General features: G+C 77.6%; 11 protein-coding genes and 1 tRNA gene. 6 read left to right on the top strand and 6 right to left on the bottom strand.

From position 1 onward, the window contains the following. Both WDV86_RS02510 and WDV86_RS02505 read right to left on the bottom strand, forming a co-directional pair. Complete coding sequence (locus WDV86_RS02510; RefSeq protein WP_339566010.1) at positions 1–1,146, bottom strand: LacI family DNA-binding transcriptional regulator; 1,146 nt, start codon at positions 1,144–1,146, stop codon at positions 1–3. Positions 1,147–1,228: 82 nt separating this feature from the next. Further along, positions 1,229–1,750: a hypothetical protein gene (locus tag WDV86_RS02505; RefSeq protein ID WP_339566009.1), complete on the bottom strand. Its 522-nt coding sequence runs from the start codon at positions 1,748–1,750 to the stop codon at positions 1,229–1,231. A gap of 224 nt (positions 1,751–1,974) precedes the next feature. Between WDV86_RS02505 and WDV86_RS02500 the strand changes: the two genes are divergently transcribed. Next, positions 1,975–2,205 carry a DUF6458 family protein gene (locus tag WDV86_RS02500; RefSeq protein ID WP_339566008.1) on the top strand — a complete coding sequence of 77 codons (231 nt, stop codon included), beginning with the start codon at positions 1,975–1,977 and terminating at the stop codon, positions 2,203–2,205. Between the two features lie 31 nt (positions 2,206–2,236). Here WDV86_RS02500 and recD read toward each other — a convergent pair whose 3' ends face one another. The 3 genes from recD to recC are packed head-to-tail and all read right to left on the bottom strand — an operon-like array spanning position 2,237 to position 11,438. Next, complete coding sequence (recD, locus tag WDV86_RS02495; RefSeq protein ID WP_339566007.1) at positions 2,237–4,225, bottom strand: exodeoxyribonuclease V subunit alpha; 1,989 nt, start codon at positions 4,223–4,225, stop codon at positions 2,237–2,239. Beyond that, positions 4,222–7,923, bottom strand: coding sequence for a UvrD-helicase domain-containing protein (locus WDV86_RS02490; RefSeq protein ID WP_339566006.1), 3,702 nt, complete (start codon positions 7,921–7,923; stop codon positions 4,222–4,224). The genes recD and WDV86_RS02490 overlap by 4 nt, the downstream gene beginning before the upstream one ends. After that, the gene (gene recC / locus WDV86_RS02485; RefSeq protein WP_339566005.1) at positions 7,920–11,438 is read right to left on the bottom strand and encodes an exodeoxyribonuclease V subunit gamma; all 3,519 of its coding nucleotides are present in this window, start codon (positions 11,436–11,438) and stop codon (positions 7,920–7,922) included. The genes WDV86_RS02490 and recC overlap by 4 nt, the downstream gene beginning before the upstream one ends. A 167-nt stretch (positions 11,439–11,605) precedes the next feature. Between recC and WDV86_RS02480 the strand changes: the two genes are divergently transcribed. The 4 genes from WDV86_RS02480 to WDV86_RS02465 all read left to right on the top strand — a co-directional run bounded on the left by WDV86_RS02480 (position 11,606) and on the right by WDV86_RS02465 (position 16,071). Continuing rightward, positions 11,606–13,399 carry an NAD(P)/FAD-dependent oxidoreductase gene (locus WDV86_RS02480; RefSeq protein WP_339566004.1) on the top strand — a complete coding sequence of 598 codons (1,794 nt, stop codon included), beginning with the start codon at positions 11,606–11,608 and terminating at the stop codon, positions 13,397–13,399. A gap of 192 nt (positions 13,400–13,591) precedes the next feature. Then, the gene (locus WDV86_RS02475) at positions 13,592–14,491 is read left to right on the top strand and encodes a GTP-binding protein LepA (RefSeq protein ID WP_339566003.1); all 900 of its coding nucleotides are present in this window, start codon (positions 13,592–13,594) and stop codon (positions 14,489–14,491) included. A 96-nt stretch (positions 14,492–14,587) separates the two neighbouring features. After that, on the top strand, positions 14,588–15,478 hold the full coding sequence (locus WDV86_RS02470) for a hypothetical protein (RefSeq protein ID WP_339566002.1): 891 nt from the start codon (positions 14,588–14,590) through the stop codon (positions 15,476–15,478). Further along, positions 15,475–16,071 carry a GntR family transcriptional regulator gene (locus WDV86_RS02465; protein WP_339566001.1) on the top strand — a complete coding sequence of 199 codons (597 nt, stop codon included), beginning with the start codon at positions 15,475–15,477 and terminating at the stop codon, positions 16,069–16,071. The genes WDV86_RS02470 and WDV86_RS02465 overlap by 4 nt, the downstream gene beginning before the upstream one ends. Here WDV86_RS02465 and WDV86_RS02460 read toward each other — a convergent pair. Next, positions 16,063–16,133: transfer RNA gene (locus WDV86_RS02460), tRNA-Gly, on the bottom strand. The genes WDV86_RS02465 and WDV86_RS02460 overlap by 9 nt on opposite strands. A 155-nt stretch (positions 16,134–16,288) precedes the next feature. Between WDV86_RS02460 and dcd the strand changes: the two genes are divergently transcribed. Continuing rightward, on the top strand, positions 16,289–16,864 hold the full coding sequence (dcd, locus tag WDV86_RS02455) for a dCTP deaminase (protein ID WP_339566000.1): 576 nt from the start codon (positions 16,289–16,291) through the stop codon (positions 16,862–16,864). The last annotated feature ends 194 nt before the right edge of the window (positions 16,865–17,058 follow it).

The following is a 17,058-nucleotide window of genomic DNA, read 5'->3' as shown; positions in this document are numbered from 1 at the left end:
CTAGCAGCGATCGGACCTGTGCGCGGTCTCGGGCGGCGACGGTGGCGAAGTGGTGCGCAGATGTGACCGTGCACGGTCACATCTGCGCACCACTGCCCGGGTGCCGGTCGGCCGCGGGGCGGCGAGAGCCGCGGGGGCCCGGGCCGTCGAGCCCCGGACGACGAGGCGGGGCCGCAGCAGCAGCTCGCCGCGCACGCCGGGCTCGCCGCGCATCTCGGCGAGCAGGGCGCGCGCGGCAGCGGTGCCGACGGCCGCCAGGTCCTGCGCGACGGTCGTCAGGGGCGGGTCGGTCAGGTCGAGCAGCGGGCCGTCGTCGTACCCGACGACCGAGACGTCCTCGGGGACCCGCAGGCCGCGCGCGCGGACGGCGCGCACCGCGCCGAGCGCCATGACGTCGGAGGCGCAGACCAGGCCCGTGACGCCGCGGTCGAGCAGGGCGCGCGCCGCCGCCGCGCCGCCCTCGAGCCGGTACTGGGTGCTGATGACGAGGGAGTCGACGTCGCCCGGGGCCACCACCCCGGGCAGGTGCCGCCGCACGGCGTCGTGGAAGGCCGCCACCTTGCGCAGCGACGGCACGTACCGGGGCGGACCCACCGCCAGCCCTACCCGCTCGTGGCCCAGGCCCACGAGGTGCTCGACCGCGAGGTCGACGCCGGCGGCGTCGTCGGTGGAGACGAAGGGTGCGTCGACGTCGGCCGTCCAGCCGTTGACGAAGACGGCCGGCAGGCCCCGCTCGAGCATCTGCCGGTACGGCTGGTGGTCGGCCTCGGTGTTGGCGTGCACCCCGGAGCAGAAGACCACCCCTGAGGCCCTCTGCTGCAGCAGGACCCGCACGAAGTCCTGCTCGTGCACGCCGCCCGGCACGAGGGAGCAGACGACCGGGGTGTACCCGGCCTCGGCCAACCCGGTCTGGACCGCGAGCGCGAGGCCGGGGAACACCGGGTTGCTCAGCTCGGGGACGACGACGCCGACGAGCCCCGCGGCCGTGGGCGGCAGGAAGCGGTCGGCGTAGCCGAGGACGTCGAGGACGGCGCGGACCTTCTCGCGGGTGGCCGGTGAGACCCCCGGCTTCTCGTTGATGACACGGCTGACCGTCGCCTCGCTCACGCCGGCCCGCACCGCGACGTCGGCCAACCTCGTCCTCACGACGGCGATCGTAGGGCGGGAGTGCCGCCGGATCCGCAAGGGCTTGCTGGCACTGCAAGCAGGTTGCGCTGTCCTGTGCTCCTCAGGTCTGCGTCGTCTCCGCGGCCTCGGCGTCCTCCGTCGCCTCGGGCACGCTCCCGGTGCCGGGGGCCGCCTCTGCTCCTGGCCCGGCCTGGGTGCCGGGCGGGGCCATGCCCTCGGGCGGTGGTCCGGGCGGGGCGCCCATCGGGGCGGTTCCGGGCACCTGGGCGGTGCCGTCGGCCGCGCCGTCCGTCGTCGCCGACGTCGAGGTCACGGCGGTCGGTCCGTCCGGTGCCGCGACGGCGGCCCCGATGCCGATGCCGCCGAGCAGCCCGACGACGAGCGCGCTGCACGCCGCCAGCACGGGCGCGAGGCCCGGTCGGCGCCGACGCCGCGACGGCGTCTCGACGGGCGAGGCGGCCGTCGTCACCGCAGGCCCGGCGGGCGAGGCCTCGGGGGAGGGGGCGGCCTCGCCCGCCGTCGCCGCCCTGTCGTCACGGGCAGGGTCGACGTCACGGGCGGCCTCGACGTCACGGGTGGGGTCGTCGTCACGGGTGGGCTGGGGCCAGGGGTGGGCGCTCATCGTCTCTCCTCGGGTGCGGCCGGTCTCTCCGGCTGGTCGAGCTGAGCGTCGGCAGCCCGGCTGTGCCGGCGCTGTGGCGTCGCCGTGGGCCGGCGAGGAGCGCGGTGCGCCCCGCTCCGGCCGGTCGGCTGGCGAGGCGGGGCCTCCGGCGACACGATGACTGACGACCGGTCGCCGGCCAGGTGGCCCAGCGCACGTCGCAGACGCGACGGGACGGAGACGACATGAGCGGCATCGGGGCCGGCATCTTCCTGCTCGTGGCAGGCGGCATCCTCGGCTTCGCGGTCGACGCCGACGTCGTCAGCGGCATCAACCTCAACATCGTCGGCTTCGTCTGCATCGCCGCAGGAGCGCTCGCGCTCGTCATCGGCATGATTCAGATGTTCACCACGCAGAAGCGCACCGACCGCGTCGAGTACGTCGACGAGCGCCGCGACTACCCCGACCACCGCTGAGCCAGAGCTCCCGCGCCGCATCACCGCCGGCTCAGGTGACGCGCAGCCGCTCCCGCAGCCCCGACGCCCGGGCCGCCGGTCGGTCGACCGCCGCCAGCAGGGCCTCGGCGTCCCCCACCACCCGGACGCGGTGCCTCGCACGCGTCACGGCGGTGTAGAGGGTCTCCCGCGTCAGCAGGGGTGACCCTGCCGGCGGCAGCACAAGGGTCACGGCGTCGAGCTGGCTGCCCTGGCTGCGGTGCACCGTCATGGCGTGCAGGGGACGGACCGAGGGCAGCCGGGCGAGCGGCAGCCGGCGCGGCGAGCCCGCCGTCCCGACCGCCGCCGAGAGGCCGCCCTCCCCGTCATCGACGAGGACGGCGACGTCGCCGTTCATGAGGCCGCTGGGCTGGTCGTTGACCGTGACGAGCAGGGGCTCGCCGACGTGGTGCCCGTCGGGACGTCGTTCCCGGGCCGTGCCGGTGGCTGCTCCCGTCCACCGCTCGGCCAGCTCGGTCCACCGGCGCAGCCCGCGAGGACCCGTGCGGTGGGCCGTCAGCAGCCGGTGCCGGTCCAGGGCGGCGAGAGCGCTCCCGCCGTCGCCGCGCCGCGCCGCCGCGACGAGGTCGCGCGCGGCGCCGACGACGTCCTCGTGCACGCCGCCGAGCCGCGCCTCGGGCACCAGGTCGGTGCCCACCTCCACCAGCTCCAGGCCGTCCTCCCCGGCGCGCAGGAGGGCGAGCGCCTCCTCCTCGCGCCCCTCGCGCACCGCCGCGGCGAGCCGGTCGACGGCGCCGCCGCTCGCGAAGCGCCGAGCCGTGGTGAGGACGCTGACGCCGTCACGGACGCTGACCGGCCGGTCCGGCGTCGGGGCGGGCTCGCGGCCGGCGACCGCCCCGTCGGCCTGCGGACGCGGACCGGGCATGACGTCGGCCAGCGCCGCGGCCAGCCGCGGCGAGCGGTCGCCCAGGTGCTCGCGGTCGACGACGTCGCCGAGCACGGCACCGGCCTCCACCGAGGCCAGCTGGTCGGGGTCGCCGACGAGCACGAGCCGCGTGCCCGGCCGCAGGGCCTCCAGCAGCCGGGCCATCAGCGTGAGCGAGACCATCGAGCTCTCGTCGACGACGACGACCTCCAGCGCCAGCCGGTCGTGCCGGTCGTGGCGGAACCGGCTCTGGGTGCCGGGGCGCCACCCGAGCAGGCGGTGCAGCGTCGTCGCCGCGAGGTCGGCGACCCGGGCCTGGTCCTCCGGCTGCAGGTCCTGCGCCGAGGAGCGGACCGCCTCGGTGAGCCGGGCCGCGGCCCGACCGGTGGGGGCGGCGAGGGCCACGCGCCAGGTGGGGTGCTGCTCGCGCAGCAGCGCCACGACCCTCGAGACCGTGGTCGTCTTGCCCGTCCCCGGTCCGCCGGCCAGCACGCTGACGCGGCTCAGCACGCAGCAAGCGGCGGCGGCTCGTTGGTCGGCGTCCTCCTCGCGGGGGAAGAGCCGCGCGAGCCCGGCCCGCAGGAGGTCGGCGTCCACGTCGTCCGGCACGTCGGCGGCGCGGGCCGTGAGCTCGCGCGCCACGAGCTCCTCCTGGTCCCAGTACCGCCCGAGCCACACGCGCGAGCCCTGCACCCGCAGCGGCCCGCCGGCCAGCGGGCTGCGGGCCACGCGCTCGGCCCAGTCCTCGCCCGGCCAGTCCAGGTCGTCGGCGCCCGTGCCCGCTCCCGCGGAGGCGCTCCCGGCTGGAGCCGCCCCGGTGCCTCCCGCCCCTGAGGTCCCGGGCGCTCCCGCGACGTCCGCGAGGTCCTCGTCGCCGGGCTCGGCGTCCGCGCTCGTGGTCTCGCGGGCGGTCGCGAGGTCCAGGACGACGGAGCCCTGCCGGGTGGAGCGGACGACGAGGGCGGCGGCCAGCCGGACGGCGTCGTCCTCCTCCCCGGCGAGCGCGGTCAGGCGGGTCGCGACGTGGACGTCGGCCGCGCTCAGCAGCCCGGCGCGGTTGGCCTCGCGCAGCAGCCCCGTGGCCCGCAGGGCGAGGTCGGCGGCGTGGGCGCTCACGGGCGCCCAGCCAGCAGGTCCGAGGCGGCCAGCACCAGGGACGGTGGTGTCGCCCAGGCGGCGACGCCGGGCGGGGAGCCGTCGGCGCAGCGCACGTCCGGCCCGACCATGCCGCGGACGAAGAGGTAGAGGCTGCCACCGAGGTGCCGCGCCGGGTCGTATCCGGGCAGCCGCCACCGCAGGAACCGGTGCAGCGCCACCTGGTACAGCAGTGACTGCAGGGGGTAGTGCGCCGCGACCATCGCGTCCTCCAGGGCCTGCGGCCGGTAGTCCCACGCCGTGAGCGGCGTGTCCGGGACCCCGAGGCGATTGGTCTTGTAGTCGACGACGAGGTAGCGGTGCCCAGCGCTGCCGCCGGCGCCCGCCACCCCGGCGGTGCTGGTGCCGCTGGCGGTGCAAGGGACCCGCAGCACCGCGTCGACGCTCCCGGAGAGGTACCCGCGCAGCTCGGCCGGCCCGAGGTCGGCCAGCGCGTCGGCGTACCCCGCCAGCGGCCCGCCCGGGCAGTGCTCCCGCCAGAGCGGCACCAACCCGGAGAGCAGCGGACGGGCGTCGGTCGGGTCGTCCCCACCGGCCAGCGGCAGCTCGAAGTCCAGCTCGGGCAGCCGGTCGGCCGCGGCGACGTCGGCGAGCGCGAGCTCCCCCGCGAGCGGTCCGAGCGGGGTCGCCAGGGCCAGGGCGAGGGCCGCGACGAGGCCGTCGACGTCGGTGGCCGTGCCGGTGACGGCCGCCTGCTCGGCGACGAGAGCCCGCAGGGCCGGGTCGCCCGCCGGCGGCGAGGTGCCCGACGCCGTGCGGCCCTCGGCGGCGGGGGCGCTCGTGAGGTCGGCGGGGTCCAGCTCCTCCAGCACGGCGTGGACGAGCAGCCCGAAGCGGGTGCCGGCTCCCAGGCCGTCCCAGTGCGTCGGGACCTCGCGCAACCCGGCGTCGGGCGCCCCGGCGCCCTCGTCGGGCCCCCCGGCGCGCCCGCGCGGCGCGGCGCCGCCGAGCTCGTCGTCCTCGACGACCGCCTCCGGCTCGCTGACCCGCCCGCTCCCCGAGCCGTGCGCCCCCGCGCCGTGGACGGCGTCGTGCGCCGCGGCGGTCAGCGCGCTGTAGGACGTCCGCCGCCAGGCGTCGTCGAGGTCGCGGTCGAGCGTCGCGACGGCGAGGGGACGCCGCTCCCGCGGCGGTGAGGACCAGTGCGCGGCCGGTGCTTCCAGCGGCGCCGGCTCCACGACGAGCGCGCCGTCCGTGCCGGCGGCCCGGGCGGCCATCGCGGCGAAGGCGTCGGCGTCGGGCGGGACGGCGACGAGCGTCGAGGGCGTGCCGCCCGGCTCGTCCGCGAGCGCGGGGCGGCCCAGCAGCAGCCGGTGCAGGGGAGCGCCCTCGGTGTTCGTCGACCCCGCCCACCACACGAGCAGGTGGCTCGAGGCGCGGGTGAGGGCGACGTAGGCGAGCCGCAGCTCCTCGTCCGCGTCCTCCTGCTGCTGCTCGCGGACGTGCTCGCGCCACCCCGGCGAGCCGCGGCCGCCGACGTCGCGGCACCGCCGCCCCGCATCGTCGTGCACGACCGCCGTGGAGGGCTCCCGCCCGGGCCACCGGTCCCACGCGAAGGGCACGAGGACGGCGGGGAACTCCAGCCCCTTGCTCGCGTGGACGGTGAGCACCTGCACGGCGGCGGCGTCGGACTCCAGCCGGCGGCTGCGCTCCAGGCCACCGTCGCGGCCCGCGTCCTCGCGGCGCTCGCGCAGCCACGCGAGCAGGGCGCTGAGCCCCAGGCCCTCCCGCAGGGACTCCTCGTGCAGCACCTGCCCGACGTGGCGCAGGTCGGTGACCCGCCGCTCGCCGCCGACCTGGCCGAGCAGCCGCGCCGCCAGGGGCGTGCTCTCGCCGCCGGCCCGACGTCTCGGCCAGGAGACGGCCTCCTGCAGCGCGCCGACCCCGCGGTCGTCCAGCACCCGGGCCCAGCGGCGGACGTCCTGGGCCAGGTCGTCGACGACGGCGTCGCCCCCCGCGTCCAGCGCCGCGAGGTCGAGCCCCCCGAAGGGGGTGAGAGCCAGCCGGCGCACGCGGGTGGTGCGGTGCGGCTGCTCCAGCGCCTCCAGGAGCACCTGCCAGTCGGCCGCGGCAGGGGTGCCGAAGACGCTGGTGCGTCCTGCGACGACGACGGGCACGCCGGCGTCCTCCAGCGCCGAGCGGACCAGCTGTGCCTGCTGGTTCGTGCGGACGAGGACGGCGACCTCCCGGGGCTCCAGCCGCCGCCCGGTCCTGGTGCCACCACCGGCGTCGTCGCCGGCACGGTCGTCGTCGTCCTCCGGGGCGCTGCGGCCTCCCGCGGGCGGCGCGAGGCTGCGCACCGGCCCGTCGAGCAGCTCGACGACGCGCGCCCGGACGTCGGCGACGACCCGCGCACGGGCCCCGGCGACGCGCGCGGTGCCGTCCGGGCCGAGGGGCAGGTCGCGGCGGGAGACGACGCGCAGCCGCACCGGCGGGGCGCCGTCGAGGCGCCGCTCGCCGTGCCGGGCGTCGAGCGGGCGGACCCGGATGCGGGGGTCGCCGAGGGCCGCACCGCCGAGGACGGCGTCCAGGCCCCGCAGCACGGCGGCGTCGGTGCGGTGGTTGACCGTGAGCGTCCGCACGTCCTGCGCCCGCGACGCCGCGTCGAGGTAGGCGTGCACGTCGGCGCCGCGGAAGCCGTAGACCGCCTGCTTGGGGTCGCCGACGAGCACGAGCGCCCGGGGGACGCACGCGGTCGGCCCGCCTTCCGCAGCGGGGCCGTCACCCAGGCCCAGGGGGCCGGGCGCCGCGCCGGAGGTGGCCGGCCCGTCGTCGTGGAAGGCGGCGCGCAGCACCCGCCACTGCACCGGGTCGGTGTCCTGGAACTCGTCGACGAGCACCACCCGGTAGCGCCGGCGCATGCGCTCGCGGGCCACCGGACCGTTCTGCGGGTGCTCCAGGGTGTGCGCCAGGCGCAGCAGGAGCTGGTCGTGGCCGAGGCGGCCGGCGCGGCGCAGCCTCCGGTCCAGCTCGCTGCGGACGACTCCGGCCACCTTCGCCCGCAGCGCCGGCACCTCGGGCACGTCCTCGTCCGTCGGGTCCGGCAGCAGCCTCGACGCCGGGTCGGCCGCCACGGTGCGGACGAGCTCGCGGAAGTCCTCCGCGCCCAGCTCCGGCGCCTCGGCGCCGGGCACGCCCCACTTGCGCAGGTACAGGTCGACGGCGACCTCCTCGACGACGTCGGAGAGGTCCTCGACGAGCTCGGTGCGCGGGTCGTGGTCGGCGACCGCACCGAGCGTCGTCAGCACGCGCTGGCAGAAGCCGTGCGTCGTCGTCACCGTCGCCGCGTCGAAGGAGGCGAGCGCGTCGGACAGGCGGCGGTGGCGCAGCGCCACGTCCTGCGCGCCGCCGCGGCGCAGCAGGGCGAGCAGCTCGTCCGGCGAGTCCGTGCCGCCGTCGCCCGGGCCCGGCGCGAGCGCGTCCCGGGCCTCGACGAGCCGCGCCCGCACCCGCTCGCGCAGCTCGCGGGTGGACTCGCGGCTGAAGCTCATGACCAGGAGGTCCTCGACCGGCAGCCCGGCGTCGGCGACGTAGCGCGCGACGAGCGCCGCGATCGTCCACGTCTTGCCCGTCCCGGCGCTCGCCTCGAGCAGGGTCGTGCCGACCGGCAGCGCGTCCCCGACCCGGAAGGGCCGCGGGTCGACGGCGTCGGCGCTCACCGGGCGTCACCCCCGGGCGCCCCGCCCGGGCTGCTGCCGGCGCCGCCGCCGGCCTCGGCGTCGAGGACCCTGTCCCAGAGCCGGCGGGCGAGGGCGCCGAAGCGGTCCGCCTCGTCCGGCGCCCAGCCGGTGCCGCTCTCCTGCGGCCACGGCGGCTGCGCCCACAGCCGCTCGGGCGGCGCGCCCGCGCCGTGCAGCAGCACGTGCTCCTCCTCGGCGTCCTCGCCGGGGAAGCGCCCGCCGCTCCACTCCTGGGCGGCGGCACGCCGGGCGACCTCGACGCTGCGCCCCTGCCGCCGGCCGGCGGCGTAGGCGAAGCCGGCCCTCAGCGGCAGCGGCAGCGGGGCGCGCAGCCCGGCGCGGTGCAGCGCGACGAGCTCGCCGAGCGCCGTCCGCGCCTCGTCGGCCTGCAGCGGTCCGACGACGACGCGCTCGCCGTCCCGCCCCACGGTGACGGCGCGCCACGGCCGCCCAGGTGCTCCGGCCGAGAGGGCGAGCAGGTCGACCCAGCCCTCCAGGTGCTGCTTGGCGCCGATGCGGGACGCCGTCACCCGCAGCACCACGTCCCCGCGGACGCCGGCCACGGTGCCGACGAGCCGGGTCCCGCCCAGGTCGGCCTCGACGTCCACGGGCCTCGCCCCGACCTCCCGCTCCCGGGCCGAGGCGAGGACGACCCTCTCGGCCTGCTGGCCGGCGTCCTGCAGCAGCCGCTCACCCAGGGGGCCCGGTGGCAGCTCTCCGCGGGCGAGCTCGACGGCGCGCAGCAGCGCCACGTCGTCCCCGGCGACCCGGCGGTCCAGCAGCCGCTGGCGCACCGCCCACTGCGCGAGCGCGTCGAGGTCCACGGGCAAGGCGTCCTCGGGCTCCTCCTCCGGCCGGGTCACGGCGACCTCGAGCCGTTGCCGCAGGAAAGCCCTCGCCGGGTGCAGCAGCATCCGGTGCAGGTCGCCCAGCGCCAGCTCGCCCGGCGCCCCCGGCTCGCCGGCCTCGCCCCGGCGGTCGTGCCCCCCGCCGCGGGCCGGCAGCGGCGCCGCCAGCAGCGGGGGAGCGGGGCGGCGCGGCGCGGCGGCGGCGCGGGCGGCCTCCAGCGCGGCGGCGTCAAAGCTGGCCGGGCGGGGCGCCGGCGCACCACCGACGCCCTGACGGGAGCTCTCGAAGAGGCGGGGGTCGAAGGGCTGCAGCGGGTGCCGGGTCGTGACCACGTCGCGCACCCGGCGCGGACCGACGCCCTCGACCGTCGCCGTGCGGTCGAGGGCGTCGAGCAGCTCCTCGACCGGCACGGCCGGGGGGACGTCGCGCCCGGAGCGCTCGTCGGCGCCGGTCAGCACGAGGACGAGATGGTCCTGGGTCGCGGCGATCGCGTCGAGCAGCAGCTGGCGGTCCTCGCTGCGGGGGTCGTGCTCGCCGGTCCACGGCTCGCGGGCCAGGAGGTCGTCGCCGTCACGGGCGCTGCGGCGGGGGAAGGCGCCGTCGTCGAGCCCGAGCAGGACGACGACCCGGCTCGGCACGGAGCGCATCGGCACGAGCGTGCAGACGGTCAGGGCCCCGGTGCGGAAGCCGGCGCGGGTCGGCCGGCCCGCGAGCAGGTCGTCGAGCAGGACGCGGACGTCGGCCAGCCCGAGGGTGACGTCGCTGCCGGCCGCGTCCTCGGCGACGGCGGCGAGCTCGCGGTGCAGCTGCGCCGGCTGCCACGACCCGTCGGGGTCGGGGGCGGCGAGCCCGAGCACGACGTCCTCCAGCCCCGCGGCCCAGGTGGCGACGTCGCGGCGGCCCTCCAGGAGCCGGACGGCGGCGTCGAGGCGGTCCACCAGCTCGGCGAGGCGGCCGGCGAGGTCGAGGTCGGCGCTGTCGACGTCGTCGAGCGGTGCCACGCCGGCGAGCAGGCCGCCCGGGCTGGCGCCCCCTGCGGCCGTGCCCGTCCCGGGCGCGGGGTGCAGCTCGACGGCCGCGCCGAGCAGCAGCCGGTCCAGCCCGGCGCGCCAGGTGCCCTGGTGCAGCCCGCGCAGGCCCCAGGCGGCACGGTGCTCGGCGTCCAGCCCCCAGCGGACGCCCGTGCCGACGGTCCACTCCCGCAGCCGCTCCAGGTCCTCCTCGGTCAGGCCGAAGCGGCGGCGCACCGCGGGGTGCGCGGCCAGGTCGAGCACGGCCGAGGCCTCGACCCGGGACCCGCCGAGCGGCAGGAGCAGCGCGAGCACCTGCAGCAGCGGGTTGGTGCGCCGCGGGGCGCGGTCGGCGACGCGCACGCGCAGCCGGGCCGCCGGGTGCGCGCTCGCGGCGACGTCGTCCTCCTCGGCCCCCGCGCCGAAGGCGGCGGCGACGAGCGGGGCGTAGGCCTCCACGTCAGGGCACATGACGAGCACGTCGCGGGGCTCCAGCGTCGGGTCGTCGGCCAGCAGGCCGACGACGACCTCGCGCAGCACCTCGACCTGCCGGGCCCGCCCGTGGCAGGAGTGCACCTGCACGCTGCGGTCGTCGGCCGCCAGCGGCGGCGGGTCGGCGGGGACCTCGTCGCGGGCGAGCCCCTCCTGCAGACGGCGGAGCAGCGTCGGCGGGCCGGGACGCACCGCCGGCGCCAGGTGCTCGTCGCGGACGACGACGGGGGTGGGTGCCTCGGCGAGGCTGCGGCCGAGCAGCTGCTGCAGCTCCAGCAGGTCGCGGCCGAGCGAGCCGAGCAGCGGGTCGGCGAGCCCGCGGCGCACCGTGTCCTCGCTGCGCCGGCTCGTGACCGGCGCGGCGGCGACGGCCTCCCACAGCGCCGGGCTGGCGTGGTGGAGCCACAGGTGCACCTCGCGCCGGGCCGCGAGCGCGAGCAGCACGGCCAGGCGGGCGGGGGACAGGCGTGTGGCGCCGTAGACCGACAGCCGCTCGGGCAGGTCCGCCGTCTCCGGCGCTGCGACGAGCGCCCGGCACGCGCCCTCGAGCAGCTCCGCCGGAGAGGGCCCGAGCCGCTCGCGCAGCCGCCGCCACAGCCGGGGCTGCCAGGCCAGGTCCTCGGGCAGGTGTACGCCGGTGCCGTCGGTGTCCGGCCTCCCGTCGCCGCCCTCGGCCCACTCGCACAGCATCGCCGGGCGGGCCCGCCCGTAGCTGGCGAGGAGCCCAGCGACGCGGCGCGCGGACGCGAGCCGCCGTCCGTGCTCGTCGGAGGCGACCGCCAGCAGGGGCCCCTCGGCGTCGGGCTCGGCCATCACGTCGAGCAGCGCCCACACCGAGCGTCCGGGCGCCCACCGCTCGACGGCGTCCGCGTGCTCCGGCGAGACCGCCGCGACGGCGTCGTCCAGCATCCGCCCGGGGCGGGGCAGGTCGACCCGCGCGCAGACGCCGTCGGGTGGGCCGCCGCCCTGCGCGCCGAGCCGGTGGGAGAGCCGCTGGGTGAGCCACCGCTCGACCCCCTGGGCCGGGACGGCGACGACGTCGCGAGTGAACGGGTCCGCGGGCGGCACGGCCAGGACGTCGGCCAGCCCCGCGACGAGCGCGTCGGCGCTCTCGCTGCGGTGCACGACCAGCGCCAACTCCACCCCCGGTGCTCGGCTGCCCGCGGGCCGTCCGGACCGCGCGAGCGCAGGCTAGGAGAGACCACCGACGGCAGGGGCACCGCCTCCGGGCCGGCAGCCCTCGCCTCGTCCCGGGCGCGCCGTGACGACGTCTGAGACCGTCGACCTCCGACCGAGAGCAAGGAGCGCACGTGGTCACCAGCCCCAGCACCGCCGCCGGCACAGGCGCGGGCACGCAGGAGCGGGTGCACGTCGAGGAGGACCGCGACGGGCTCGCCGCGGGCCAGTCGTCGTCGGCGCCTCTCGTCGTGCTCGTCGCGGAGGAGTTCGGCGCGCCGCTGCGCGAGACCTTCCGCCGGTACGAGCGGGAGTACGACGTCCGCCCGGTGTCGACCGCCGCCGACGCCGACGCCGAGCTCGCCCGGGCGCTGGCCGAGGGCGTCCGCGTCGCCCTGGTCGTCACCGACGCCCGGCTCCCTGACGCCGAGGACCCCGAGGACGTCGTCGCCGTGCTGCAGCGCTGGCGCGCCACCGTGCCCACGGCCCGGCTGATGGTCGCGGCGAACCACCGCCTCTTCGTGGCCTCGAGCCCCCAGCTGCGGACGTCGCACGCCCGGGGGGAGATGGACGCGCTGGTGCTGCTGCCCCGGGGCCGGCGCGACGAGGAGTTCCACGGCGCCGTGAGCGACCTGCTCTCGGACTGGGGCTCCAAGGACGCGGAGGCGGAGGTCGTGACGGTCCGCGTCGTCGGCGGTGCCGACGACGCCGTCGTGCTCGGCATCCGCGACTTCTGCTACCGGATGGGCATGCCGGCGTCGGTCCACGCGCCCGACTCCGCCGTCGGCCACCAGGTGCGCGAGCTCGCCCGCGCGAACGGCGTCGACGACTCCCCCGAGAGCGGCCGGCCGCTCGTGGCGGCCATGGAGCGCCCGCCGGTGGCGGCGACGTCGGTGCGCGACTTCGCCGCGCTGGTCTACGGGTCGCCGTCGCGGCTGGAGGCCCGCGGCGTGGCCGACCTGTGCGTCGTCGGCGCCGGGCCGGCCGGGCTGGCGGCCGCCGTGTACGGCGCCTCGGAGGGGCTCGCGACGGTGGTGGTCGAGGCGGAGGCCGTCGGCGGGCAGGCGGGCACCAGCTCGATGATCCGCAACTACCTCGGCTTCCCGCGCGGCGTCTCGGGCATGCGCCTCGCGCAGCGGGCCCGCAACCAGGCGCTCGGCTTCGGGGCGGAGCTCGTCACCGGGTGGCAGGCGGAGGGGCTGCGTCTCGGCGCGCCCGGCGAGCCGCACCGGGTGGTCACCGACGGCGGTGAGATCAGGGCCCGTGCGGTGGTCGTCGCGACGGGCGTGAGCTACCGCAGGTTGCGGGTGGAGCCGCTCGAGCAGCTGGTCAACCGGGGCGTCTTCTACGGCGCCGCGCTGAGCGCGGCCCGGGAGATGGAGGGCAAGGACGTCTTCGTCGTCGGCGGGGGCAACTCGGCCGGGCAGGCCGCCGTCCACCTGTCCCGCTTCGCCCGGTCCACGACGATCCTGGTCCGTCGCGAGGGGCTCGGGGCGAGCATGTCGCGGTACCTCGTCGACGAGGTCGAGGCGAGCCCCCGGATCACGGTCACGCCGCACACCGAGGTCGTCGACGGCGGCGGCGACCCGCGCCTGTCCTGGCTGCGCCTGCGAGACAGGCGTGACGGCTCCGAGCGTGAGGTGGGCGCGGACGGGCTGTTCCTCCTCTTGGGCGGTGACCCGCACTGCGACTGGCTGCCGGCCGACGTCGCCCGCGACGACCACGGGTTCCTGCGGACCGGTGGCGACGTCCCGGCCGACGCCTGGGTCGACGGGCGGCCGCCGGCCGGGCTGAGCACGAGCGTCGAGGGCGTCTTCGCCGTCGGGGACGTGCGGTCGGGCTCGATGAAGCGCGTCGCCTCGGCCAGCGGCGAGGGCTCGGCGGTCGTGTCCCTGGTGCACACCTGGCTGAGCACGGCGACGGGCTGAGAAGCCTGGGCTCTCACGGCCTGGGCTGTCGGGCACGGGTCGTCCGCCGGCTGGTCACGATCCGGACGGGTGAGCCGTCGTCGTACGGCAAGCCCACGCCGTGCCGGCGCCGAAGGAGGAGAGCGCGGCCGAGCAGGGCTGCGTCCCGGCGGCTCGTGCGCCTGGGCCGTTCGTCCGCGAGGAGCACCACCGATGTCCGCACCCACCGTGGACGCCGCCCGGATCGCCGAGCACGTGGACCGGCTCGCCGAGAAGCACCCGCCCATCGACCTGGGCACGGCCGACTTCTCGGTCCGGGACGCCCAGGGCGTCCGCGAGCGCTTCGGCGCCTCCCTCGACTACATGGCGCGCGTGGAGATGGAGGTCGAGCGCAACGTCCTCGAGCTTGCGCTCCTGCTGCCCGACGTCGGCGAGACCGACCGGCGCTTCTACGCCGACGTGTGGAGCCCGCAGGAGGAGCGGCATGGCGTGCTGCTCGACAAGCTCGCGCAGCGGCTCGGGATGCCGCCCGTCGAGGCCAACACCGGTGACGTCCCCGCCCGGGTCCGCGTCCTCGGCGCCCTCGCCCACCTGACGCCGGTGCACGAGGTCGTCCGCCTCCTGTACTACCTGACGGGGGCGGCGACCGAGAAGGCCGCGATGCTCGCCTACACCGCGATGAGCAAGGGGCTGGCGGACATGGGCGAGGACGCCGTCCGCCGCACCGTCGTCGACGCCATCAAGGTCCAGGAGCCCGGGCACTTCGCCTTCTACCGGCTGTCCGCGCAGGAGATGGTGCAGTCCGGCGCCCTGGCGCCGTGGCAGCTGCACCTGGCGCGGGTGCTGCGTTCCAAGGCGTACAGCCTCGTCGGCGCCACGACGGCGGAGCAGCGCACGGGCTTCGGTGGCGTCATCGTCGACCTGGGGCTGGACGAGGACATCGTGCGCAGCGCCCGGGAGGTCTCCCGTCTGGAGACCCAGCTGCTGTGGGCGCACCAGAAGGGGCTCGAGGTCCCCGGTTACGCGCTCAAGGCCTTCCGTGACGCCGCCGCCAGCTACCGCGAGCGCGCGGCCGGCGCGGCCGGCGCGGCCGCCGCGGTCGCCGTGGCCTGAGTGGCCGAGGGCTCAGCTGCAGATTTGTCTTAATGTCTTGACACATCAAGGCATCGAGGCGGATGCTTGGCACCTCGCCACCCTCCGGAGGTCCTCGTGTCAGGTCTCGTCATCTCCCTGCCCCTGGGCCTCCTCCTGGCTGCGCTCGTCGTCGGTCTGGCCCTCCGCGCCTCGGCGCGCCCACCGGTCCCGGCCGCCGACCACCCGCTCGTCCGCACGGCCGCGCGGCGAGCAGGCGCAGCTCGTGCGGCAGGTACGGCTCTCGGCGTCGTCGCGGCAGTCCTCCTGGCCTCGACGGGCACGCTCGGGCGCGGCCCGCTGCTGGCCCCGGCAGCGCTGGGGCTCGGTGTCCTCGCCGGTGTCCTCGTCGGCGAGGCCGTCGTCCGCCCCCGGACGACCGGTCGTCGCAGCGCGACCCTGACGACCCGCCGCCTGCGCGACGTCGTGCCGCGGCCGACGGCCGTGCTGGTCATCACCACCACGGCCTTCCTGCTGACGCTGCTGGCGGTCACGACCGCCGTCGCCTCGCCCGACGACCTAGGTCGGCCCGGGCGCTCCTTGACGGGCTCGTGCACGAGCACGACGACGTTCGGCGTCGGCCCCTGGCCGGGCTCCTACTACAGCGGGCCCTTGGCCGCGGCGGTGCTCGTCGGTCTGCTGGCCGCGGTGCTGGTGCTGCGCCGCGTCGCCGCCCGCCCCGCGGTCGGCGGTACGCCCGAGCTCGACGACGCAGACCACCAGCTGCGCGGCCGTGCCGGTGCTGCCGTCACTGCTGCCGTCGGAGTCCTCGTGAGCGCCTCGCTCGCGGGCGTCCTCGTCTTCGCCTCGATGGCGGCGAGCAGCCACGACTGCCCCAGCGGGCCGTGGCAGGTCTTCACCGCCGTGCTGCTCGTGGCCCTGCCTGTGTCGGTCGCGGTGCTCGGGTGGTGCGGTGCGGTCCTCCTCGTGCCGGGCGGCTCGGCGCGGCGCCCCCGGGTGCCGGCGTGAGCGACGCGCTGCGGGTCGTCGTCGCCGACGACGACCCCACGCCACCCTTCGAGCAGGTCCGTGCCCAGATCGCCGGGCTCATCACCGCCGGGCTGCTGCCGAGCGGAGCGCGACTGCCGCCGCTGCGCCAGCTCGCCGCCGACCTCGGTCTGGCCGTCGGCACGGTGGGTCGGGCCTACCGCGAGCTCGAGAGCGTCGGCCTCGTGGTGTCGCGGCGTGGTGGCGGCACGCGCGTGGCCGCACCCGCCGCACCCGCCGCCCCGAGCCGGACCGGCGCTCGGCTGGAGGCGCTGGCGTCACGGCTCGTCGCGGACGCCCGAGGGCTCGGCGCGGACGACGACGAGGTCGTCGAGGCCGTACGGGCGGCGTTGACGCGTCGTCCGGGCGAGGTCGACCCGGCGCACCCCTGCCGGGCGGAGGAGGCGAGGTCGCGCCCGTCCGCGGCCGACCGCTCGCGAGGGCTCGCCCTGGGGAGCGTGCCGGGCGCCGGCGCTCGTGCCGGGCACGTCGTGCCACCGGGGACGTCAGGTCGGGAGCACGACGACGAAGGCCCCGACCAGGTGGTCGGGGCCTTCGTGGTGCGGAGCGGGTGACGGGAATCGAACCCGCGCTATCAGCTTGGGAAGCTGAAGTTCTGCCACTGAACTACACCCGCACGTCGCCGCCAAAGGGCGGGCGGCAGCGAGCATACCGGCAGGTGCGGGGTGCGCCGGGACGCCCGGGGCCCGCCACGAGGGAGAGGTGCCCGCCTCCGAGGCGGCGACGCCGCGGCCGGCGGGCGGGGCCACGCGGGCCGCTACGGTGACCGCCGTGCTGCTCTCCGACCGCGACATCCGCGCCGAGCTCGCCGCCGGGCGCGTGGTCCTCGAGCCGCGCGACGAGGCGATGGTGCAGCCCTCCAGCGTCGACGTGCGCCTGGACCGGTTCTTCCGGCTGTTCGACAACCACAAGTACGCGGTCATCGACCCGGCGCAGGAGCAGCCCGACCTCACCCGCCTCGTCGAGGTCGGCGCGGACGAGCCCTTCGTCCTGCACCCCGGCGAGTTCGTGCTCGCCTCGACCTACGAGCTCGTCACGCTGCCCGACGACGTCGCGGCGCGACTCGAGGGCAAGTCCTCCCTCGGGCGGCTGGGTCTGCTGACGCACTCGACGGCCGGCTTCATCGACCCCGGCTTCTCCGGGCACGTGACGCTGGAGCTCTCCAACGTCGCGACGCTGCCCATCACGCTGTGGCCCGGCATGAAGATCGGCCAGCTGTGCTTCTTCCGGCTGTCCTCGGCGGCCGAGCACCCCTACGGCAGCGAGCGGCACGGCTCCCGCTACCAGGGTCAGCGCGGCCCCACGGCGAGCCGGTCCTCGCTGTCCTTCCACCGCGCGCAGGTCTGACGCAGCACGCCCCTGCGTGCGTCCCGTGACGACCAGGGAGACGGCGTTGACCGCGACCGCGCTCGAGGCCCTAGCGTCCGAGCGTGGTCATCGCGGCGCCGGTCCCCAGCCGTCCGCGGCGCTGGCCGGCGACGACGTCCGCCGACCGCGCCACTGTCTCGTACCGGGTCTGATGGAGGCTCTCATCGCCCGGG

Origin of the sequence: Pseudokineococcus sp. 1T1Z-3 (assembly GCF_037482365.1) — a bacterium.
GTDB lineage: Bacteria > Actinomycetota > Actinomycetes > Actinomycetales > Quadrisphaeraceae > Pseudokineococcus.
This window is presented reverse-complemented; position numbering and strand designations above follow the sequence as displayed.